Origin of the sequence: Vibrio sp. YYF0003 (assembly GCF_036350715.1) — a bacterium.
In the GTDB taxonomy this organism is placed as follows: Bacteria; Pseudomonadota; Gammaproteobacteria; order Enterobacterales; family Vibrionaceae; genus Vibrio; species Vibrio natriegens.
Genome location: NZ_JAZDWA010000001.1, coordinates 678028 through 700916, shown reverse-complemented (window position 1 = coordinate 700916; position 22889 = coordinate 678028). Strand labels below are relative to the sequence as shown.

Here is a 22889-nt window from a genome sequence, read left to right as displayed (position 1 = left end):
TTATGCAAGATAGAAATACACCTGATAGTCAAGCGGCTAACAGACAAACCATTGCGAGAGTGGCAGGCCTTAATGTGAGCTTCAAAACCGAAGATGGTTTGGTGCAAGCACTGAAAGGCGTGAGTTACAACATTAAAGCGGGTGAAATGGTCGCGCTGGTTGGTGAGAGTGGATCGGGTAAATCGGTCTCAGCCCGATCGCTAATGGGGTTATTACCTAAACATGCTCAAGTCGGAGCCGAGAGTAAGGTAACGTATCGTGATGTGGATATCACAGCAGCAAACGAGCGTCAGTTGTTGAAGCTACGCGGAAATAAGATCTCAATGATCTTTCAAGAACCGATGACTTCGCTAAACCCGCTTTATACGCTTGGTGAACAAGTCAGTGAAGCGATATTGGTCCACCAGAAAATATCCAAAGCTGAGGCGAAAAAGCGAACCATTGAGCTTTTTGAAGCAGTTCAACTTCCTCATCCGGAAGAACGTTTTGACCAATATCCTCATCAGCTTTCTGGTGGCCAGCGTCAGCGAGTCATGATCGCGATGGCGCTGACCAATAACCCAGACTTACTTATCGCCGATGAACCTACGACTGCACTGGATGTGACGGTTCAGGCCAATATTTTACGCCTGATTAAGAACTTGCAAGAAAAAACGGGTATGAGTGTGTTGTTAATTACCCACGATTTAACCATTGTTCGTCAGTTTGCGGACTACATCTACGTGATGAAGCGTGGCGAAGTGGTGGAGCACGGATTAACCGAGAATATCTTCACCAAAGCTGAGCACCCTTACACTAAAATGCTGATCGATTCTGAACCAAAAGGCGTTGCGTCACCTGTGCCTCAGGCTTCTCCGGTCATTTTGCATGCTGAAAAGATGCGAGTGGAGTTTAAATTAGGTAAGAAAGGTTGGTTTAGTCGTGAACCAGAGAAAAAACTGGTCGCTGTGGATGATATTTCCGTTTCCCTGAAACGGGGTGAGACACTGGGTATTGTTGGCGAGAGTGGGTCAGGCAAAACGACCCTCGCAATGGCGATGTTCCAGCTACTCAATTCTGGAGACATCAACGGTAAAGTCAATTATGACGAGCAGTGCCTGAACAGCATTACCAACGAACAGCTTCGCGTTTTGCGCAAAGAGCTGCAAGTGGTATTTCAGGACCCATTCTCATCGCTAAACCCTCGTCTGTCGGTGAAGCAGATTCTTGAAGAGGGACTGATCGTCAATGGCCTATATCCTGATCCGAGTGAACGTTTACTCAAACTGGAAAAAGCGCTATTGGATGCAGGGCTATCCGCTAATATTCTCAACCGCTACCCACATGAATTCTCTGGTGGTCAGCGTCAAAGGATTGCCATTGCAAGAGCCCTTGTTCTTGATCCAAAAGTGATTTTATTAGATGAGCCGACATCAGCTCTGGATTTAACCATTCAGAACCAGATCGTCCAGTTACTTAAGCAGCTTCAGCAAAAACGTGGAATCTCTTACTTATTCATTAGCCATGACTTACGAGTAGTCAAATCGCTTTGTCACCGAGTACTAGTGATGAGGCATGGCGAAGTCGTAGAGGAAGGCTTAACGATTGATGTGCTAGAAAATTCACAAATGGAATATACGCAAAAACTGATAAAAGCAGCTTTTGAAATAGCGGCTTAACAATTAATTATATTTTACATCCTGTTTTTATATTCAAGATGATCGTTATTCTGTACGTTGAATTTATTTAAAAGATAAATTCAACGTACACTTATTCCTTAAATAAATTTAAGAATGACTTGGATGGCTATTCGATTTTATTTAAATAGTAAAGGTTAAACCCTGGAAATAAATAACATGCAACAACTAGCAAAAGATATTTTTCGTCCAACAATGCACTTTACGCCACCGTTTGGTTGGATGAACGACCCAAATGGTTTGGTTTACATCAATAATGAATACCACTTATTTTATCAGTTCTATCCCTATGCGAATAAGTGGGGCCCTATGCATTGGGGGCATGCAGTTAGTGCTGACCTGCGAAATTGGCAACACTTACCTCCGGCGTTGGTTCCAGATGAAAAAGGCATGTGTTTTTCAGGCAGTGCTGTGGTGGATTGGCGTAATACCAGTGGCCTGTTTGACAACGAAGCACAGCCAGGTGTGCTGGCATTTTACACCGCGTGTATTGCCCATGATGACGGCAGAGACAGTGAACAAATGCAGAGCCTCGCTTACAGTAAAGATGGTGGTTTTAGTTGGAATAAACTTACTGACAATCCGATATTACCTAATCCAGGTTTAAAAGATTTCCGCGATCCGAAGGTAATTTGGCACGAGCAAAGCCAGCACTGGGTGATGGTGGTAACAGAGGGGCAGGAGATAGGCTTTTATCGTTCCAAAGACCTTAAGCAGTGGGAGAAAACCTCTAACTTTGGATTGAAAGAGGGTAAACATGACGAGATGCCTTGGGAGTGTCCGGATCTTTTCCCCATCCAATTGGAAGGTTCTGATGTCTGCTATTGGGTTTTGATTGTAGGTGTACAACGCTGCAGCCATGCTGGTGGCTCAGGCACACAATATTTTATCGGTCAATTTGATGGAGAGCGCTTTACCAACCATCACGATGCAGAAACGGTACTCTGGCTTGATTATGGCCGAGATTATTATGCCGCCCAAACTTGGTCTGATGTGACAGATGGTCGTCGTACCTCAATCGCTTGGATGAGCAATTGGTTGTACGCTAACGACGTTCCAACTCAGGCATGGCGAAGCGCAATGAGCGTTCCTCGAGATTTAAAACTGTCACGAACTCAGTCGGGTTTGCGCCTTTTATCTTCTTTACCTAAACCATGGCTCAATGAAAGAGATAACATTATTTCTCACGACAAAACACTCCATTCGGGAGATTGCTTAGTTGTATCTCAGAACTATCATGCAGGGATATTAGATGGCAAGTTGTATTTGCATAGAGGAAGTTCCATTTCTATTTCGCCTTTAGGTAATAGATGTTTAACATATAATATTGAACGTGACGAAAAAAGTATTGTTATAACTACGATTAGAAAAGTGGGTGCTGAGGGTGAAGATAATTATAATAATATGTTCAGTCACGAAACCAGTTTAACTATTCCTGATAGTGACTGTTTGCAATTTACATTAATTGTTGATCGTTGCTCGAGCGAACTTCTTCTACAAGATGGTGAATACTGCTTTACGGAGCTCAGCTTCCCTATGGAGGTTAAACCGATAGATATTTACTGTTCATTTGGTACGGGAATGGTAGAAAGCTTAACGTTCTTTAAATGAAAAGAATTTCAATGATATAGAGAAATGGTACAGGAAATTATTGTTGTACGAAAAATCTAGAATAAATCAAACATAACTTGAAGCAGGTGACAGGTTTAAATTGTCACCTGCTTTTGTTATTTGATAACCGGTTGAGTAGAAACAAGTTTAAGAGATGTTGGCTTCTTTCAGCGCTTTAATGTCTTTTGAAGGTGGCGCACCAAACAAGCGACTGTATTCGCGGCTAAATTGGGAAGGGCTTTCATAGCCAACTTTAAATGTTGTTGCCATTGCATCTAAGTTTTCTGTCAGCATCAATCGACGTGCTTCACTCAATCTCAACTTCTTCTGGAACTGTAATGGCGTCATCGATGTCATTGAACGGAAATGCGTGTAAAAAGCAGATTTACTCATACCACTGTACGCTGCAAGGTCGCCTACGCTTAATGGTTTGACAAAGTTGTTCTTTAGCCAGTCAATGGCTTTGGCGATTTGGTGACTATGGCTACCTGTCGTCACGATTTGGTTTAATCGTGCGCCTTGCTCAGTCATTAATAATCGGTAAAAAATCTCTCGTTTGATTACCGGAGCCAAGATCTTAATGTTATCAGGCTCGTCTAGTAGCGTCATAAGGCGAATAAACGCATCTTGTAGCGAGCCTGACAGTTCTCCTACAGCAATACCTTTCTGTGCTTCCTTGTTGGTCTTAAAAGAAAACTCACTATCTACAATGAGTTGGGAAATCTCTTGTAAATCCAGCTCCATTATCAGTCCAAGGTAGGGTTCATCTTCGCTTGCTTCCATTATGTTGGCAGTGATAGGGAGATCAACTGACGAGATCAGGAAATGATTGGCATCATACGTGAAGCTATCGTCACCCAGAAAAACACGCTTTTTTCCTTGAGCAATCAGACAGATGCTTGGGTTGTGAGTGTAGCTGGTTGGTGGTGTAGGCGTTGTCCAGCGACTTAATCTAAGCCCTGGGATTTCAGTATCAAATTGTGTGGCATCACCGGTCCATTTTTGGATTTTTTCAGCAAGGATTGATGCTGCTACGTTTGTGTTTTGTGAATCGTTCATTGCTACTCCACGGGCAACCAAAGGGTTGGACTACTTCTGTCTTCGACTATTTAGTTATAACAGCTATTTTCCTTATGTAAAGATTATTAGGCAATTTGCTATTGATAGTTCAATCACGATTTTTTCGATTGCTCTCTCGGTTTATCATGCACTTATTGTTCGTTAAATTAGTATAAATATTTTATATAACAATCTATTACAGTTTATTTTCTTAGGGTTAAGCATTGGCTAAACCTCCTCTTTAGCTCTCTTGTCAATATTGGTGTTTGGATAATTAGGCAAGTATTGGCAATCATTAGGCTAACGGGTTTTTAAATTTAGGCGTAGATTTAGACATGTTGTTACCTTCAACACAACCTGCTGTCTTGTTATCCAAAGGGTATCAGGACATTGATTCGCCTTTTGATTCAAACTTCGGAGGAACCATGCAAGAACACTTTTCTGGTAAAGAACAAGCCATCATTCCAGTAGCAGCATTCACTGCAAGTGGTGAGCTTGAAAAGCTGAAGATGAGTTTGGTCGAAGGGTTGAATGCTGGCCTCACCATCAGTGAAACCAAAGAAATACTGGTACAGATGTACGCATACACTGGTTTTCCCAGAAGCCTCAACGCGCTTGGGACATTTATGTCTGCTATAGAAGAGCGCAAGCAGCAAGGAATCTTTGATACAGAAGGCGAGCCTGCAAGCCCTCTACCAACAGACGAAAGCAGTTTAAGTTTTGGTACTAAAAACCAAACCCAGTTAGTTGGGCAAGTTGTCTCTGGCCCTTTGTTTGATTTTGCCCCCGAAATTGACCAGTACCTAAAAGCACATCTGTTTGGTGACATTTTCCAACGTGATGTACTGACATGGAAAGAACGAGAGCTTGCGACGATAGCAGCCTTGGCAAATATGCAGGGTGTTAATGGCCAGCTTCAGGCACATTTTGGTATCAGTTTAAATAATGGTATCACGCCAGCCTTGTTGAAAACGTTTATTGGCGAACTAAAACAGCACTGTGGTGAGGATGTTGCATTAAATGCCGATCAAGTTCTGGATAATATTTTAGGCTAAAGGAAATGAGTAATATTTGCGACGTTTATATTTGGTAGCAAATATTATAATCCAGCATTGAAACACTCCCACTTTACAAATTGATGGGAGATTATCTTAGGAAAGATTGTCAGTGACGTAGTCATCACTTTTTAAAGTTTCGCGTAAGGTGTACTGATCCACTGCCTTTTTGTATTCCTTACCTTTTTATTCAGTTATTAGAGTGGCTGAGAGTATATTTATTTTCTTTCGCTCTACATTAAATAATTTGACGAGTTTTATTAATGTGCCCGCTTGGTTTCCAAGCTATTTACTGTTCATTTATAAGTAAGCACTGGCAATGTTTGCCAACGTTAATTCCTTAATTTCTAAGTTCAGGTGTACCATGACACTATCGAAAACAATCCAAGACCAACTCTGTCAGCAAGAAAAATTATGCGACACCTTCTTTGAAGGTGAGAGACCATTATACGCTGAAGAAAACAAATATCTGCATAAAGTGCGATTTTACCCGGGCGAATCAGCGTTAAAACATTCGCAAAATATCATGGTTAAACACTGTGAGTTTATGGGTAAATATCCCTTCTGGCATAGCAATGACATCTTGATTGAGCAGAGCCTGTTTACGGTATACGCACGAGCTGCTATCTGGTACTCCGAGAACCTGACGATGAATAACTGCGTGATCGAAGCGCCTAAAATGTTTCGCCGTGTCTCGAATCTTACTATCGAAAATACGAGATTCCCGAATGCGGGAGAAACCTTGTGGATGTGTGATAACGTCAATTTAAACAATGTTGAAATGCGCGGCGCCGACTATGTTTTTATGAACTGTGAAAATGTAGAAATTGATGGCTTCAAGCTACAAGGAAACTACTCGTTCCAAGACGCTAAAAACGTCACTATTCGCAACGCGTATTTGGACTCTAAAGACGCATTTTGGGGCACAGAAAATGTCACGGTATACGACAGCGTCTTAGATGGTGAATATTTAGGTTGGCACTCAAAAAATTTACGCTTGGTTAATTGCATCATTCGCGGTGAGCAGCCGTTGTGTTACGCGCAAGATCTAATCATGGAAAATTGCGTCATGGAAGAGACGGATCTGTGTTTTGAATACGCGACATTGAACGCTGAAATTGTTTCCGACATCATCAGTATCAAGAATCCTTTATCTGGCTGTATTAAAGCACGCTCAATCGGAGAAATTATCTTTGATAAGAACTGCAAGAACCCAGGAGGATGCACAATTGAAACGGAATTTGAGGTGAGAACATAATGTCATCTTTCAACTTTGATCAAATTGTTGAACGACAAGGGACTGGCAGTGTTAAGTGGGATAGCATGGGGAACAGCTCTATTCTTCCGATGTGGGTCGCGGATATGGATTTCCGCACTGCCGAACCTATTGTAAGTGCATTGAAACAACGTGTTGAGCATGGCGTTTTTGGTTACACCAAAGTCCCTGACGCTTATTACGCCGCGGTTATTAACTGGTTCGGTAAAAGACACAACTTTCACATCCAACGTGAGTGGATTCAGTACACGTCAGGCGTAGTTCCTGCGTTATCAGCTATCCTGAAAGCACTGACCAATCCGGGTGATGGCGTTATTGTTCAAACTCCCGCGTATAACTGTTTTTTCAGTTCGATTCGCAATATGGAATGCCACCTTGTTGAAAATCCGCTGGTGAATCGTGATGGTTATTACGAGATGGATTTTGACGATCTTGAACGAAAAGCTTCTCGATCTGATGTGAAGGTTCTGATTCTATGCAACCCCCACAATCCGGTTGGCCGTGCGTGGACACAAGAAGAGCTGACCAGATTGGGTGAGATCTGCTTTAGACATGGTGTCAAAGTGATTAGCGACGAAATCCATTGTGATCTTACGTTTCCGGGAGTTCAACATCAGCCTTTTGCTGCCTTGGGGGATGAGTTTCTTGCTAACACAGTGACGACAAATTCTCCGAGTAAGTCGTTCAATATCGCGGGGCTACAAATCGCCAATATCATCACTGCTGATAAACAGCTACGTGACAAAATCGATCGCGCATTAAATATTCATGAAGTTTGTGATGTGAATCCTTTTGGCGTATCAGCATTAATGGCGGCATACAACGAAAGTGAAGCTTGGCTAGATGCTTTGAGAGAGTATCTTCATCAGAACTATTTGGTTGTCGTTGAATTTATTAACCAGCACTTACCACGTTTGAGTGTCATCCAGCAGGAAGCCACGTATTTGGCATGGATTGATTGTCGTCAGCTAGATTTGCCTTCCGCAGAAATCGGCGAAAAACTGATAACTGAAGGCGCTCTTATGCTCAATCAGGGCGCGGTTTACGGCACCCAAGGCGAGGGTTACATTCGTCTCAATATGGCTTGCCCGAGAGCGCAACTACTCGATGGGCTTCAGAGAATGGCACGCGTTTTAGGTAACCTCTAAAACTGTCACTTAACTAAAAGGGAATCACTACTATGTTGTTAAAGAAGTGGCACAAAACCATTTTATCCACGCTTACAGTGTTGCCCGCATTACTTATTAGCCAAATTTGTTTCGCTTCCGGCAACGTGACCGAGAGCGGAGTTATTACCGGGGAGAGTACAATGAAGATTCGTTTTGTATTTGATGATCGCACCGTCACTGCGACGTTAAATGATAGCCCGAGCACACAAGATTTTATCGCCCAACTACCATTAACTTTAGAGTTGGAAGATTACGCCAGTACTGAAAAAATAGCCTACCTACCATCGAAGTTAACCAAGGAAGGGGCACCAGCTGGCGTGAGTTCCAAAGCGGGAGACATTTCTTACTACGCGCCTTGGGGGAACTTAGTCGTGTTTTATAAAAACTTTGGCTATGCATCTGGATTGATTAACCTCGGTAAAGTTGACGGCGATTTATCGCGCTTTACTTCTGGTGGCTCAATGAAAGTCACTATCGAGGTTAGTGAATAATATATTGAATTTTGTAAATAAAGGCCTGTTAATCAAACAGATTAACAGGCCTTTATACGTTAATCAGTGAGACGGGATATAAATGAAATTACGCCTGATTATTACTATTTAATTAAATAGACGATTTTTACTTCTACATTTAAATGACTAGCTAGTATAAATAACGATTAATTGTTTATTGAGTAGTTTTTATATTTTAATAGTCAAGTCAATGGTCGCGTTATTATTGTTTCCAAATGTAACATGATGTTTTTATTTATATCTCAATTCTAGTGGAGTTTGCCTAATAGAAGATTAGGCAATAATTAAACTCTTCTAGGCAAAGTAGTATGCAGATTTTGCGATAACTTTATATTTAGACAGTGCAATTGAAGTACTCATAAATGCAAAGGGAATAGGGAGACACAAATGTTTCGTATAGACAGATATTTCAGTAAATGGTCCATTTTGGTGGCGAGTTTGCTAGCGGTATTGACTATGAATACCGCAACGGCGGCAGAAGGTTTTGATACTAAAGAGAAGGCGATTATTCCGATCGCAGCGTTTGCCGCCAGTGGTGAAATCGAGAAGCTAAAAGTAAGCTTGAACGAAGGCTTGGACGCAGGTTTAACCATTAATGAAACCAAGGAAGTGCTGGGTCAGCTATACGCATATGCTGGTTTCCCTCGTAGCCTGAATGCATTGGCTGCATTTATGCAGGTTCTTGAAGAAAGAAAGAGTAATGGAATCGAAGACGTCGCTGGTCCAGAGTCATCGCCACTACCGACAGATAAAACCAGCCTTGAATTTGGTGCAGAAAACCAAACTAAACTTATCGGCGTTGAAGTAAAAGGGCCGTTATTTGATTTCTCTCCTCAAATTGATGAATACCTGAAATCTCATTTGTTTGGTGACATTTTTGCTCGTGATGTGCTGACTTGGAAGCAACGTGAAGTCGCTACGATTGCGACTCTATCCAATATACCAGGTGTAAACAGCCAATTGGCAGCTCATTACAACATTAGTATGAATAACGATGTAACCGTTGATGAGCTAAAAGAATTCATCACCATCATTGAAAAGCAAGTTGGTGAAGACGTGGCTAACAACGCACAACAAGTTCTGGACTCGGTCCTAAATAAATAACAGGGAATTTGATTATGAAAAACAAACTCATATTAACGCTACTGGCAGGGATGGTTTCATCGACGGCAATGGTTTCAACTGCCAATGCTGCTGACGATGCGGCAGGCAGCCAGCAAGCGTATCGCGCACAAGATCTTAAATCCTTTAACGGGCCGGAAAATTTGTTCACAGGAAATGTAAAAGTGGACATGCTATTCCCTGAAAATGACGTCGCGAATTACAGCGCTGCTTATGTGACCTTCGAAAAGGGCGCTCGTACCGCGTGGCACATGCATCCTGCAGGCCAGCATATGATTGTCACTTCTGGTGTGGCACTTACTGGTACCCGAGATGGTAAAGTGATTCGCTTTAGCGAAAACGAAAGCGTTTGGTGCCCACCGGGTATTGATCACTGGCACGGCGCGACCCCAGATGCACCAATGACACACCTTGTTGTTACAGCATCGAAAGATGGCAAAAATGTTATCTGGAAAGAGAAAGTGACTGACGAGCAATACGCTGCTGGTCAATAAAATCTTGGCATCAATAAAATTAAGCTCAGCTCGCTGGGCTTAATTTTTTTACAACAACTGTGGAAAGATAGAATTTTAGGAACAGCGCAAATGAAATGGGATAGCGTCATTAAGCAGGCTGGATTTTTTCTCGCCTTGCAAGTTCTGTGGCTTACATGCATCAATGCTGTGTCCGCTGCAGAGCAGGTTAATAAAACGGATATAAAAACGCTGGTTATTGTCTCACATCCCTATCCAGAAAGGTCAGTGATGACCAAGGGGATGCAGCAAGCTGCTGAAAGTGTTGAAGGAGTCACAGTCCGAAACCTAGAGACTATTTATGGTTTTGATACTCGCGCCATCGATGCACAAAAGGAGCGCGAGCTAACGAGAGAACACGATCGCATTGTATTTATGTTTCCAACCCATTGGTTCAATATTACTCCGATGATGAAAGCTTACATGAATGATGTTTGGGGGAGTGTAGGACCTGGGTTATGGCAGGGAAAAGAAATGCTGTTGGTGACGACTGCGGCTGGTGGTGCTAGTACCTACGGGGAATCGGGCAGAATAGGCGTTAAACTAGAAGATGTGTTCTTACCAATGAAAGCGAGTGCGCTGCATGCAGGTATGACTTACCTAACGCCATTAGCATTTCAATCCGTTTCTCGTTCGAAATTACCTGAATATCAACAAGCGTTGATAGAAAGGCTAACACACTAATTTGGCTAAACGTTTCTACCGCATTAATTCAACACATTAACTTCTCGTGTTTCTAATAAGAAAACGTTGTTGTCTTGATGCAGACTTTCAATTGAGCCGCAAATTGATAGCGTTATGCGGACAATTGAAAGTCTGGTTTAACGGGGTGCGGGCGACACCTGAATAGATCTGCGGCTTAAACTGAAAATTCGCTTATTGCGTTAATAACCATCTCGCTGTTGCTTCGTCGGTAACTAAACCATTCACCCAGTGTCCTCTCAGTGCGGCGAGAATAGCCGGGCGTTTATCTTCCCCACAAGCCGCGCCAATTCTAGGGCAATCATTGTTACGTATATCGTAACTGGTGATGAAAGTGTTGATGGTGCAGTCGATCACCTCACCCTCAGCATTGATAAAACGACCAAGTATTTCGCCTACCGCTCCTTGCTGATTGAGCTCATCTGCCTTATCTGCAGAGATGAAACCGTCTTTGATAATTGGGCTGGCTTTACTCAATGAACCGATACCGAGGAAAATCACATTCGCACTGTCGGCAACGCTGGATACTTCTTTGAATACACGCATACTTGCCCAAGTTTTGAATTCGTCGGTAGAGGTCGCGTAACGTGGGGCGGGCAATTGGAAGTAATTTGCCTTAATTTTTCGCGCCAGAATCAGTGGCACATCATCATAGTAATTACACTGGCCATCTATGCCCATAGCACTTATTAATGCGACACATTTACTGTTTGGTGCTTCAAAATCAATTCGGTTAATGGCTTTTTTAAGTGTCAGACCAGAGCCAATACCAATGATCTGATTCTGCTGGTCTTTCATGTATTTCGACATGAGCTGGAAGCAGCCAAAAGATACGTTATCAAGCGTCTCATCATCGCTGATGGTTGGCACGATATTACACTCTACCAATTGATACTTCTCTTTAAGCAGTTCTGCGTAGTCCAAACAAGTGGAGATCGGATGGTGAAGGCCGACAGAGACAATCCCTTCTTCTTTCGCTGCTGCTATCAGGCGCTGGACAACTGGACGTGATAAGCCAAGTTCAGATGCTATATCGCGCTGATTTCGACCAGATATGTAATACATCCAGGCTGCGCGAACCATCTGATCGGTTTTAAAACTATCATCTCTCGCCACGTTTTATCCTTATTATTCAGCTTATTGCGTTTCTCTTGATGACAATATTTAGTTCGTCATCGTATCTAGAACATCTATCTTCTCTCTAACTTCGCGTGAGTGCAATAGCAATCAATTACTCACAAATGAACAAAAAACCAATTAACGGTCTTTTGTTCATTTGTGATCTATCGCTCTTTATTTGGTAATTTGATCAATTAGAGTTAAGCCATCAAACAAAAACGAGGAAATATAATGAAAAACCAATATACGTGGCTTCACATCGGTCTAGGCTCATTTCACCGTGCGCACCAAGCCTGGTACCTGCACAAATTGCTAGAAACGGGTGACCAAAGCTGGCATATCGCGGCAGGTAACATTCGCAATGATGCAGAATCAACCGTTGAAACTCTCCGTGCGCAGAATGGTGAGTATGTGTTAGAGACGGTCAGTCCAGCAGGGGAGCGTGAATATGAGGTGATCAAATCTATTCAGACGTTGCTCCCGTGGCAGGAAGATTTGGCGCCGCTGATTGAAGAAGGTGCAAAAGCGCAGACAAAAGTGATCGCCTTTACGGTCACAGAAGGCGGGTACTACTTAAAAACCGATCACTCACTGGATGTTGATAACGCAGTCCTAAAAGCTGATCTGAGCGGTGGCCACCAAACAATTTACGGCACGGTGACGAAAATCCTTGAGCGCCGTATGGCGGATAGTGCTGGACCAGTGACACTGCTGAACTGTGACAATGTGCGTCACAATGGTGAGCGATTCCGAGATGGTCTGATGGAGTTCCTGACTCTGACTGATAAGGCTGACGTGTTGCAATGGGTGAAAGAAAATACGACAAGTCCGAACACCATGGTGGATCGTATTACACCTCGTCCCGCTGAAGACCTGCCATATCGGATTAAAGCACAAACAGGTATTGAAGATAACGCGCCAGTGATGGGTGAAACTTTCATTCAGTGGGTAATTGAAGACAGTTTCAAAGACGTTCGACCTGCACTGGAAAACGTAGGCGTGGAAATGGTGGAGTCGGTTATTCCTTACGAAGAGGCGAAAATCCGAATCTTGAATGCTTCACACAGCTGTATCGCTTGGGCCGGAACATTGGTTGGTCAGTCATTTATTCACGAAAGTACTTTGACGGATTATATCTACAAGATTGCACACGATTACGTCAGTCAGGATGTGATTCCTTGCCTTGGAGACAATGGCATCGACCTGCCGACCTATCTTGAGGTGGTGTTAGAGCGCTTTACCAATCCATACATCAAAGACACCAACCAGCGTGTCGCTGCGGATGGGTTTTCTAAAATCCCGGCCATGATTACGCCGACGATGATTGAATGCTATCAGCGTGGTGTTACACCAAATGCGACTGCGATGCTGCCTGCGTTGTTCTTTGTCTTTATGCACCAGTGGCACAAAGATTTACTGCCTTATGAGTATCAGGATGGGATTCTTGATGAAAATGCCGTACACAGCATGTTTGATTCTGAAGACCCAATCGCCGCTTACGCGCAGGATGTCGCTTTATTTGGTGAACTGGCTGGTCGCGCGGATTTTGAAACATTGCTGCGAGAAAAAATTGCAGCAGCTTACTCAATGATTCAATAAGGAATGGGCATGTATCTAGGTATAGATCTCGGCACCTCAGAAGTGAAAGCGTTAGTGATTGATGAACACGGTGAAACGGTCGCTTCACACAGCGCGCCACTGACGATTCAACGCCCGCATCTTCATTGGTCGGAACAGGCGCCGCAAGAGTGGTGGGAAGCAACGAACTATTTGATCGGGGCTCTGCGTGAGAAATGCACTGAGCACTGGGGAGCAATTAAAGCCATTGGTTTGTCTGGACAGATGCATGGTGCAGTGCTTCTGGATGAGACCAGTGATGTGATTCGTCCAGCTATTTTGTGGAACGACACACGTTGTCACGAAGAGTGCACCGAACTTGAAGCGGCCGCTCCGGATCTGCATGAAATTGCGGGCAACCTTGCGATGCCAGGATTTACGGCGCCCAAGTTAATCTGGGTTCGCAAGCATGAACCTGAAAACTTTTCCCGCATTAGCACAGTGCTGCTGCCGAAAGATTATCTTCGCTTCAAAATGACTGGCAAAAAAGTTTCCGACATGTCGGATTCTGCAGGCACTTTGTGGTTGGATGTCGCTAAGCGTGACTGGTCAGATTCTCTGCTCGACAAATGCCAGCTAACGCGGGAACAAATGCCAAAACTGGTCGAGGGCTGTGAAGTATCGGGTTCTTTGTCCGCTGACTTAGCCCACAAATGGGGATTAAGCCCTTCGGTAATCGTCGCTGGTGGCGGTGGTGATAATGCCGTAAGCGCAATCGGTGTTGGTGCGGTCAGTCCGGGTGATGCGTTTATTTCCCTTGGCACTTCTGGCGTACTGTTTGTGGTCAACGAGAAATATCGCCCCGCACCTGAGTCTGCCGTACACGCCTTCTGTCATGTTTTGCCACAACGATGGCATCAGATGAGTGTCATGCTAAGTGCTGCCAGCTGCCTTCAATGGTTCTGCCGCATAGTAGGCTCAACGGAAGTGGAGTTGTTGGCTGAAATTGAGCAGCTTAGTGAAGAAGAGAAAGCAAAAGCGCCAATTTTCTTACCGTATTTGTCCGGTGAGCGCACGCCACATAATGATCCGGAAGCGACGGGTATGTTCCACAGTATGACCCATTCCACCAACCGCGCCTTACTTGGCTATGCGGTGATCGAAGGGGTGAGCTTTGGTATTGCTGATGGTTTGCGAGTGTTGCAAGAAAGCGGTACGCACATCGAACAGTGCTCATTGGTTGGTGGTGGTGCACGTAGCTCGTTCTGGGCGCAGTTACTCGCAGATATTCTTCACTTGCCAACGATTACTCACAAAGGTGGTGAAACGGGTGGGGCGTTGGGGGCGGCTCGACTTGCTTGCCTGGCGTCAGGAAAATCGGTGGATGAAGTATGTAAGAAGCCGGAAATTCATCGCGTTTATCAACCGAATGTCGAGTGTGAAGCAGGACTGTCTGAGCGTTATTCACGTTTTCGCGCCCTTTACCAAAACGACTTGGCCCTTCGGTCGTAACACTGGCCGTTAAGAGTCACCTTAGAAAGAACATCACAACTAAAAATGGACTGCGCCCCCAAAAAATAAAAAAAGGGGGCGTGGGATTCCTTTACCCTACGAAACGAGGAATATATGGAAAACGTAAGCAAACAGTGGCTTGGATTGCCGCTCAATCTGATATGGGGATACGTCGCTATCGCAATCTTTATGACTGGTGATGGCTTTGAACTGGCGTTTCTGTCGCACTACATTACCGAGCTTGGCTTTAGTCCGGCTCAGTCATCTTTTGCATTTACACTTTATGGTCTGGCTGCGGCGTTGGCCGCTTGGGTATCTGGTGTGGTAGCGGAAATCATTACTCCTCAGAAAACGATGAAAATTGGTTTTTTACTCTGGTGTGTTTTCCACGTACTGTTCTTAACCCTTGGGTTGAGCCAGTCAAACTACGGACTCATTTTACTGTTTTACGGCATTCGTGGCCTTGCTTACCCACTGTTCCTTTACTCATTTATTGTGGTGATTGTACACAACGTTCGCAGTGACGGGGTAAGTTCGGCACTCGGCTGGTTCTGGACGGTATATTCCATCGGTATTGGTGTTGCGGGTAGCTACATTCCTAGCTTTACTATTCCTTGGATTGGCGAGTTTGGTACCTTGTGGTTATCGCTGGCATTTTGTGCTGCGGGTGGTCTAATCGCCATGGTCACTCTGCGTAATGTTAAAACGCCGACGCACATGCATAACCTGACTAACAAGCAGAAACTGACCGAATTAAGCCGAGCAGTAACGCTTCTTTACACCAACAAAAACATACTTTTCTCTAGCTTTGTACGCATTATCAACACGCTGTCGCTTTTCGGTTTTGCGGTCATCATGCCGATGATGTTTGTCGATGATCTTGGCTTTACTACGTCTGAGTGGCTTCAGGTTTGGGCAGTGTTCTTCTTTACCACCATCTTTTCTAACGTCTTCTGGGGAATCTTGGGCGAAAAACTGGGCTGGATGAAAGTAGTACGTTGGTTCGGTTGTGTGGGAATGGCACTATCTAGCCTAGCGTTCTATTACATTCCTCAGCATTTCGGTAATAACTTTTACATGGCGTTGATCCCGGCCATTTCTCTGGGGATCTTTGTAGCAGCCTTTGTACCAATGGCGGCAGTGTTTCCTGCACTGGAACCAAACCACAAAGGCGCGGCGATTTCGGTTTATAACTTATCTGCCGGATTGTCTAACTTCCTTGCGCCAGCCATTGCGGTGGTATTACTACCGTACTTCAGCACAATCGGTGTGGTCATTGCCTACACCACGTTGTACGTGCTGGCCTTTTTCTTTACCTACTTGATTAATGTTGAACAACCAGGGTTTGAAACGACATTTGTTGAGTCAGATAAAGTGTCTGTCGTTTAAAAGACTTAGGGTATGGCAATGGTTTTGGTTGTCATACCTTTTCTAATTTTGAGGTAAGAATGAATATAAAAGCGGTTATTTTTGATATGGATGGTGTACTCATTGATTCTGAGCCTCTGTGGCAAGAGGCGCAGATGGAATCACTCGACAGTTTTGGTGTGTGTATTACACGTGATGACTGCGAAAAAATGACAATGGGGAAGCGTGTTGATGAAATAGCGCAAATTTGGTGTGAGGCATATTCATTGACCGTTCAAACGAAAGAGCTGGAAGCGATGATCCTTTCGAAGTTGTGTCATCGTATTTCTACTTTGGGTGAGGCAATGGCCGGCGTTTACGAGGCATTAGACTACTTTGCCAACCAAGGTTTAAAGATCGCATTGGCAACATCTTCTAACCATGTAGTCATTAACGCAGTCTTCAATCGCCTTCAGTTGTGGGACAAGTTCAGTGTTGTCTGCAGCGCTGAAGATGAAGAATATGGTAAACCCCATCCAGATGTTTATTTAACCGCTGCCCGTAAACTCCAAATCGATGTCGCAGAATGTTTAGTTATTGAAGATAGCTTTACAGGCCTGACGGCGGCCAAAAGAGCGAACATGACGACTTACTTAGTTTCGCCAAATTATGAACAACGTAAGTTTTCTATCGCAGATGAATGTTATGCTGATTTAGAGTCCGTGATACAAAACCACGATAAGTTCGTGTCTAAATCGCACCTTGAAATATCGATTTGTTAATGCAACCCTACAGTAGGATTTAGCTGAATGACCTGCTAGCTTCTCTCTAATCCAGTTTAAACATATGAGCGATCATCTAGCCAATGACGTGAATAACATGAAAAAGCCAGTCAACATACAGCACATGCTATCATGTGCTGTATGCGGTTTTTTACTTAGTCTACCGTAAACCATATTCCATTTTTAAAAGAAACTTCTGCTGCATCGATAACTTTAGTTACCTCCCAAGCTGCTCTGAAATCGGGATACATCGGTGAATTACTTGTAATGCCCTCAATAAGGTCACGTATCTCAACCGATTTCATGTCGTTATATCCGAGGCCATGACCTGCTGAGACACAGAAGTTTTCATAATCAGGATGTTCTGGCCCTGTTAAAATGGTTCTGAACCCTTGTCGAGATTTTTTGTCTTCGGCAGTAAATAACTTTAGTTCAGATAATCTCTCCTGATCATATATTATGGTTCCTTTGGTTCCGGTTACTTCAAACCAAAGACTATTTTTTCGTCCCCAAGCAATTCTTGAAGATTCTATTGTTCCGATAGCCCCACTCTTAAAACGTACCATCATATGGACTTGATCATCATTTTCTACGTTTTTTGGGATAGGATCGTTTGGCTCATATCTAGTTGTGTAGATTGTGCTCATGTCTGCGCAAAGTGAAGAGATAGGAGATACTAAGAACTGCGCCATATTAATAATATGTGATCCCATATCACCTAAAGCTCCTGTACCGGAAAATTCGCGCTGTAAACGCCAACTAAAGGAAGTATTTTCATCTGCTAGATAATCTTCGTTAAATGTACCTCTGAAATGCACAACATCACCAATTTCTCCATTTTCTATGATTTGTTTTGCCAGCTGGATGGTTGGGTTTTTAATGTAGTTAAACCCAACTAGTGTTTTCACACCGGCTGCTTCTGCTGCTAGTGTCATTATTTTTGCGTCTTCGGAGTTAAGGGCTAAGGGCTTTTCTGAATAAACGTGCTTTCCATTTTTAATTGCTAGAAGAGCAATGTCTTTATGTAAGAAGTTAGGGGCACAAATATCTACGATATCGATCAAGGGATCGCTCACCAACAGTTGCCAATCATCTGTATAGCGGTTGAAACCAAATTCTTCTGCTTTGACTTTCGCTTGAGTAAGGTTGATATCGGCGAGAAATTCGCATTTAATGGATGCACTTAGAGGGAACACTGCCCCTGCATTTCGATACGCAATTGCATGAGCCTTACCCATATAGCCAGTACCTATCATACCGATACTTAGACTTTTCATAGTTTAATCCTTTTTAAAAATCATGTTATTTTTGTGGGGAAGAATTACATATTTATGTTTCACATAATTCTTTGTTCTCAGGAAACAATCATAAAATCAGCGGAGGTAAGTAGTACATGTCTGAAATATTCGACAATTTGTCTGAAATTAATTTCGATGGTTTGAAAGAAGTCTACTTTGGCAGCGTAAAGTATCCGCCTGGTGGTTATCACGGTCCCAGAGTTCAACGTGGATTACAGCTTTTTCATTTGTTATCCGGTGAGGTGACTTTTTATGTTGAAGATACTGAAGTCAATATAAAACCAGGTGAATTTTGTCTTTTACTTCCTGGTAACAAGGAAACACACCACTTTAGTCAGCATCAAGAAAGCCACCATACTTGGTGTCAGTTAGACTTTCATGAACGGCCTGATTACTACAACAATATTATTCCCAATGCCCCGTTAGTTACGGAACAGAATATGGACTTACTGCGTTTTATGGAATTGGGGTTATCTTTAACAAGAAATCCGGTTACTCCTACTGTTCAATCGTTAATGTTGTTGGGGCCTGCATTAATTCGTTACTACATTAATTATGCGCATGGGTTTACGTCAGAATCTTCTGAGACAAAAGTACCTAGGGCTATTACAAAAGCCTGCGATTATATGAGTGAGCACCTTGCAGAACCTATTACGTTAACTCAAATTGCTGAAAATTCGAATATAACAGCTAATCATCTGGTGGTTATTTTCAATAAGTACCTATCTATCACACCAATGAAATATTTATGGCGATTACGCTGTCAGCAGGCTGCGCTGCTTCTTAAAGGAACAAGTATTCCTATTGGCAATATTTCGGATCAATTTGGTTTTAGTACGCAGTACCATTTCTCAAGATTGTTTAAGCAGTATTATGGCGTTGCCCCCTCTATTTACAGGAAAAATTAAGATATTTAGGAGTTTCAAGTTAGTTGTTCAGGCGTTCTTCGCGTGGCTGTGTTTTTGCTTCCTGAATTGTAAAGGAGATATGCCAAAATTCTGTTTGAATACCCGGGAAAAGTGATATGGGGAACTAAATCCCGTCTGCTCTGCTATGTGGGCGATAGGTATATTATTTGTATTGTTCAAGATAACACTTGCCCGCTCACACCTAAGTCGCCAAAGATAACGCATTGGAGTGACTGATAAATGAGTTCTAAATAGGTGTATCAAGTGATTAACTGATACGTGTGCTGCTTCTGCTATTTGAGGTAGAGTCAAAGGCCGTGCTATGTGTTGGCTTATATAATCACATGCTAGCAATACACTTTTGGGTAATGGGGGTTGATCATGGTCAGTAGAAGATAATCTGTGAGAATAATTAATAAAATAGCGCAGTAGCGATTTTCCTAGTTCCAAAAGTGCATCGTAGGTATCAAGTTCAGGAGACTGAGTAAGTGCTAAACCCAAGTCCATATAACGGATGATTTCACTATTTGCTTCAACAACGGGTGGAATTGGCTCGAGCTGTAGCCGGAGATGATCTGTATTTCCAAGAAAGTCTAACTGGCACCAGGTATGGTAACTTTCTTGTGTTTGACTGAATCGATGAAATTCATGACGCCCAGGTAAGAGAATACAAAAATCTCCTGCATTGAGTGTTAATGTAAATTCTTCTATTTCAAAGGTGACCTGCCCGCTATGTAGGTGAAAAAACTGTATACCCCTTTGAATACGTGGTCCTTGGGTACCATTTATAGGGTATTTTATACTCCCAAAATAAACTTCCTTTAACTCTTCTATAGTGATTTCAGACAATTTTTTCATAGTTTCAGATATGTACCTTTATGTTATTTAGGCATTATATTATCAGGGCTGGTGAAGATAAATACTTTGTGATTGATTGAAAAAATTTATTAGCGATCACAATTATGGATAAAATGTGACATAACGCAAGTTAAGCGTATTTTTGTGATAAAAGTCAATGTGGCCAAGGATAATAGGTAGCATGTCTAATCTACTGAATGGGGTATTAGTCTGGCTAATGGTGTAATTATTGGCGTAAGAAAATATGAGCATTAGTCAGCTAAAATTATTTATAGATATGTTGGGAATAGTTCTTACTCCTGTTAGATAATTTCCAACAACATGAATACAGATACTACATCTTTAATAACTTTGAGGTGCATCATGTATAACATTGCTTTATTTTAATTCTGTAGTATATGAATCGTTAAAAAACCAGTAAAAAATCAAGCTATAACGATATAACTGCCGGCTATTTATGCAGAATGTTATTTAATGATCATTTAAAAATAATAAACAATAAATCGAAATTAAATTGCAGAGAGAATGTGCTCTCTCTGGAGGAAAGACAATAACGTGGAGAACATCAATGGATAAGAATAAAGTAAAATTAGGTATCGCTCCTATAGCTTGGACTAACGATGATTTACCTAGTTTAGGTGGTGATAATACTTTTGAACAATGTGTGAGTGAAATGGCTCTTGCAGGATTTACTGGAAGTGAAGTAGGTAATAAATATCCGAAAGATACTGCTGTATTAAAAGAGAAATTAGATTTGCGAGGTATTCAAATTTGTAACGCTTGGTTCAGTACTTTTTTCGCAGATGGAAAAGAAGATGAGACTATTACGGGTTTCCTATCGCATATGAACTTTCTACATGAAATGGGAGCGAAGGTTATCGGCTGCTCTGAGCAAAGTGGCAGTATTCAGGGTACAGATAAAGCAGTGTTCGATGAAAAGCCTTCATTTAATGAAGAACAATGGAAAAAGGTTGCATCTGGTTACAATCAGTTATCTGAACTTGCTGCCGAAAAAGGAATGAAAGTTTGTCTTCATCATCATATGGGGACAGCTATCCAAACGCCTGAAGAAATTGATAAGTTTATGGGAATCACTGACCAATCGGTAGGGTTGTTGCTAGATACCGGACATATTTATTATTCAGAGGGAAGTCAGCAGGCAATCATTAATGTATTAACAAAATATGTTGATCGTATTCCTCATGTTCATCTTAAAGATATTCGGGATGAGAAGCGACATCAAGTTATTGATGAGCATCGTAGTTTTCTTGATGGTGTGAGATTAGGAGCATTTACTGTACCTGGTGATGGTGTAATAGATTTCGCACCTGTATTCGAAATCTTGGATAAAAGTGGTTATGAAGGTTGGATGGTTGTAGAAGCGGAGCAAGATCCTGCTACAGCGGATCCGTTAGAGTATGCACTAAAAGCACGTCAATATATTAAAGATATTGCAAATATTTGATTTGCTCGTTAGGAATAAATTTTTGTTCTAGTAGTTACTAAAAAGTAACTATTAGAATGTCAGAAATATTATTGATGCTACTTTATCCCGTTTAATGGGCCTTTTTGTAGGTAATATCTCTGATTTAAAGTTTAATTTTGTGAAATATATATCTGTAATAAAGTGATAGTTAATATTATGTCATTTGATATTGGATATAAAAATAATTTTGAAACTGATGCATAAATTAAGAATTGATAATTAAGAAAATTTGCTATTACTGATTTATGAAATAGGAGACGACAATGTATAATATCGCACTTTTCGGCGCTGGACGAATTGGACAAGTCCATTCTGTAAATGTAGATGCACATAAAGATACCAACCTTTATTCAGTTATTGACCCATTCGCAGAAAATGCAGAGAACTTAGCAACTAAATATGGCGCTAAAGTTCAGTCTATTGAAGAAGCGCTCGCAGACGCCAATGTTGATGGTGTACTGATTGCTTCTGCTACAGATACACATGCTGAGTTAATTGAATTGGCAGCAATGGCAGGCAAAGCTATCTTCTGTGAAAAGCCGGTCCATCTTGATATTGATCGTGTACGCGCGTGTCTGAAGACGGTGAACGACAATCAGGTGCCGCTTTTTGTGGCTTTTAACCGCCGCTATGACCCACAGTTTCGCAAGATTCGTGAAATGCTAAGTTCAGGCAGTATAGGTAAAGCTGAATCTCTGATCATTACTTCACGTGATCCATCACCACCACCAGCAGAGTACGTAAAAGTATCTGGTGGCATGTTCCGTGATATGACTATCCATGACTTTGATATGGCGCGTTTTATCATGGGTGAAGATCCTGTATCTATCTATGCACAGGGGAGTAACCTGGTTGATCCGGCCATCGGTGAAGCTGGTGACATAGATACCGCATTCGTTGTTATGAAGTTCCCATCTGGCGCCCTGGCGACTATCTCAAACACACGCCGTTCTGGCTATGGTTATGATCAGCGTATCGAACTGCATGGTGAAAAAGGTCTGCTGACTGCCAACAACATCAAAGAAGATGCAGTTGAGCAGTGGAACGACGCTGGTTGCACTGCAGCAAAACCAGAACACTTCTTCCTGCAGCGTTACGATGCGGCTTACAAAGCTGAATGGGAACATTTTGTTGATGTGCTCGCAGGCCGCGCTAAACCAGAATGTAGCGGTTATGACGGTGAGCAGGCTTTGGTGATGGCTGATAAAGCCCTCGAGTCCCTGCAGACTGGCAAAGAAGTCAAATTATAATAACGCTATAAATTTTTTAACATTCCAATAGTAGTCTGGCGCCAATTCTGTGTTGGCGTCATGGCAACGTGCAAACAC

20 protein-coding genes are annotated in these 22889 nt (G+C 42.5%); 16 read left to right on the top strand and 4 right to left on the bottom strand.

The annotated features are described in order from the left end of the window. Positions 1 to 2: 2 nt before the first annotated feature. Positions 3 to 1658: an ABC transporter ATP-binding protein gene (locus V1U08_RS03075; protein WP_330469891.1), complete on the top strand. Its 1656-nt coding sequence runs from the start codon at positions 3 to 5 to the stop codon at positions 1656 to 1658. Between the two features lie 177 nt (positions 1659 to 1835). After that, entirely contained in the window at positions 1836 to 3287 is a 1452-nt protein-coding gene (locus V1U08_RS03070) for a glycoside hydrolase family 32 protein (protein WP_330469890.1), read from the top strand. A 147-nt stretch (positions 3288 to 3434) separates the two neighbouring features. Here the strand turns inward: V1U08_RS03070 and V1U08_RS03065 are convergent, their stop codons facing one another. Beyond that, positions 3435 to 4346: an AraC family transcriptional regulator gene (locus V1U08_RS03065; protein WP_014234541.1), complete on the bottom strand. Its 912-nt coding sequence runs from the start codon at positions 4344 to 4346 to the stop codon at positions 3435 to 3437. Positions 4347 to 4771: 425 nt separating this feature from the next. Between V1U08_RS03065 and V1U08_RS03060 the strand changes: the two genes are divergently transcribed. The 7 genes from V1U08_RS03060 to V1U08_RS03030 all read left to right on the top strand — a co-directional run bounded on the left by V1U08_RS03060 (position 4772) and on the right by V1U08_RS03030 (position 10676). After that, the gene (locus V1U08_RS03060; protein WP_330470229.1) at positions 4772 to 5401 is read left to right on the top strand and encodes a carboxymuconolactone decarboxylase family protein; all 630 of its coding nucleotides are present in this window, start codon (positions 4772 to 4774) and stop codon (positions 5399 to 5401) included. A gap of 364 nt (positions 5402 to 5765) precedes the next feature. Beyond that, entirely contained in the window at positions 5766 to 6659 is an 894-nt protein-coding gene (locus V1U08_RS03055) for a DUF3737 family protein (protein ID WP_330469889.1), read from the top strand. Then, positions 6659 to 7825, top strand: a complete 1167-nt coding sequence (locus V1U08_RS03050) for a MalY/PatB family protein (RefSeq protein WP_330469888.1) — start codon at positions 6659 to 6661, stop codon at positions 7823 to 7825. The genes V1U08_RS03055 and V1U08_RS03050 overlap by 1 nt, the downstream gene beginning before the upstream one ends. 161 nt (positions 7826 to 7986) lie before the next feature. After that, positions 7987 to 8337 (top strand): cyclophilin-like fold protein, encoded by a 351-nt coding sequence (locus V1U08_RS03045; protein ID WP_239949363.1) that lies wholly within the window; start codon positions 7987 to 7989, stop codon positions 8335 to 8337. 408 nt (positions 8338 to 8745) lie between these two features. Further along, positions 8746 to 9462: a carboxymuconolactone decarboxylase family protein gene (locus V1U08_RS03040; RefSeq protein ID WP_330469887.1), complete on the top strand. Its 717-nt coding sequence runs from the start codon at positions 8746 to 8748 to the stop codon at positions 9460 to 9462. A 14-nt stretch (positions 9463 to 9476) separates the two neighbouring features. Next, entirely contained in the window at positions 9477 to 9974 is a 498-nt protein-coding gene (locus V1U08_RS03035) for a (R)-mandelonitrile lyase (RefSeq protein ID WP_065303789.1), read from the top strand. Positions 9975 to 10064: 90 nt separating this feature from the next. Then, positions 10065 to 10676, top strand: coding sequence for an NAD(P)H-dependent oxidoreductase (locus V1U08_RS03030; RefSeq protein ID WP_155759630.1), 612 nt, complete (start codon positions 10065 to 10067; stop codon positions 10674 to 10676). A gap of 192 nt (positions 10677 to 10868) precedes the next feature. Here V1U08_RS03030 and V1U08_RS03025 read toward each other — a convergent pair whose 3' ends face one another. Beyond that, on the bottom strand, positions 10869 to 11810 hold the full coding sequence (locus tag V1U08_RS03025; RefSeq protein ID WP_330469886.1) for a sugar-binding transcriptional regulator: 942 nt from the start codon (positions 11808 to 11810) through the stop codon (positions 10869 to 10871). A gap of 234 nt (positions 11811 to 12044) precedes the next feature. Here V1U08_RS03025 and dalD point away from each other — a divergent pair, with 234 nt between their 5' ends. The 4 genes from dalD to hxpB all read left to right on the top strand — a co-directional run bounded on the left by dalD (position 12045) and on the right by hxpB (position 17011). Continuing rightward, positions 12045 to 13412, top strand: a complete 1368-nt coding sequence (gene dalD, locus V1U08_RS03020) for a D-arabinitol 4-dehydrogenase (protein ID WP_330469885.1) — start codon at positions 12045 to 12047, stop codon at positions 13410 to 13412. Between the two features lie 9 nt (positions 13413 to 13421). Then, complete coding sequence (xylB, locus tag V1U08_RS03015; protein WP_330469884.1) at positions 13422 to 14882, top strand: xylulokinase; 1461 nt, start codon at positions 13422 to 13424, stop codon at positions 14880 to 14882. A gap of 114 nt (positions 14883 to 14996) precedes the next feature. Further along, positions 14997 to 16271, top strand: a complete 1275-nt coding sequence (locus tag V1U08_RS03010) for an MFS transporter (RefSeq protein ID WP_330469883.1) — start codon at positions 14997 to 14999, stop codon at positions 16269 to 16271. 59 nt (positions 16272 to 16330) lie between these two features. Then, positions 16331 to 17011, top strand: coding sequence for a hexitol phosphatase HxpB (gene hxpB, locus V1U08_RS03005; RefSeq protein WP_330469882.1), 681 nt, complete (start codon positions 16331 to 16333; stop codon positions 17009 to 17011). A gap of 155 nt (positions 17012 to 17166) precedes the next feature. Here hxpB and V1U08_RS03000 read toward each other — a convergent pair whose 3' ends face one another. Beyond that, positions 17167 to 18288 carry a Gfo/Idh/MocA family protein gene (locus tag V1U08_RS03000; RefSeq protein ID WP_065303785.1) on the bottom strand — a complete coding sequence of 374 codons (1122 nt, stop codon included), beginning with the start codon at positions 18286 to 18288 and terminating at the stop codon, positions 17167 to 17169. 116 nt (positions 18289 to 18404) lie between these two features. Here V1U08_RS03000 and V1U08_RS02995 point away from each other — a divergent pair, with 116 nt between their 5' ends. Beyond that, positions 18405 to 19217, top strand: coding sequence for a helix-turn-helix domain-containing protein (locus V1U08_RS02995; protein ID WP_065303784.1), 813 nt, complete (start codon positions 18405 to 18407; stop codon positions 19215 to 19217). A gap of 27 nt (positions 19218 to 19244) precedes the next feature. Here the strand turns inward: V1U08_RS02995 and V1U08_RS02990 are convergent, their stop codons facing one another. Then, on the bottom strand, positions 19245 to 20075 hold the full coding sequence (locus V1U08_RS02990) for an AraC family transcriptional regulator (RefSeq protein ID WP_014234526.1): 831 nt from the start codon (positions 20073 to 20075) through the stop codon (positions 19245 to 19247). Between the two features lie 568 nt (positions 20076 to 20643). Between V1U08_RS02990 and iolE the strand changes: the two genes are divergently transcribed. Together iolE and iolG are read left to right on the top strand one after the other, a co-directional pair. After that, a complete protein-coding gene (gene iolE / locus V1U08_RS02985) occupies positions 20644 to 21540 on the top strand; it encodes a myo-inosose-2 dehydratase (RefSeq protein ID WP_014234525.1) in 897 nt (298 codons plus the stop codon). 284 nt (positions 21541 to 21824) lie between these two features. Beyond that, positions 21825 to 22811 (top strand): inositol 2-dehydrogenase, encoded by a 987-nt coding sequence (gene iolG, locus V1U08_RS02980; RefSeq protein ID WP_014234524.1) that lies wholly within the window; start codon positions 21825 to 21827, stop codon positions 22809 to 22811. Positions 22812 to 22889 lie beyond the last annotated feature (78 nt).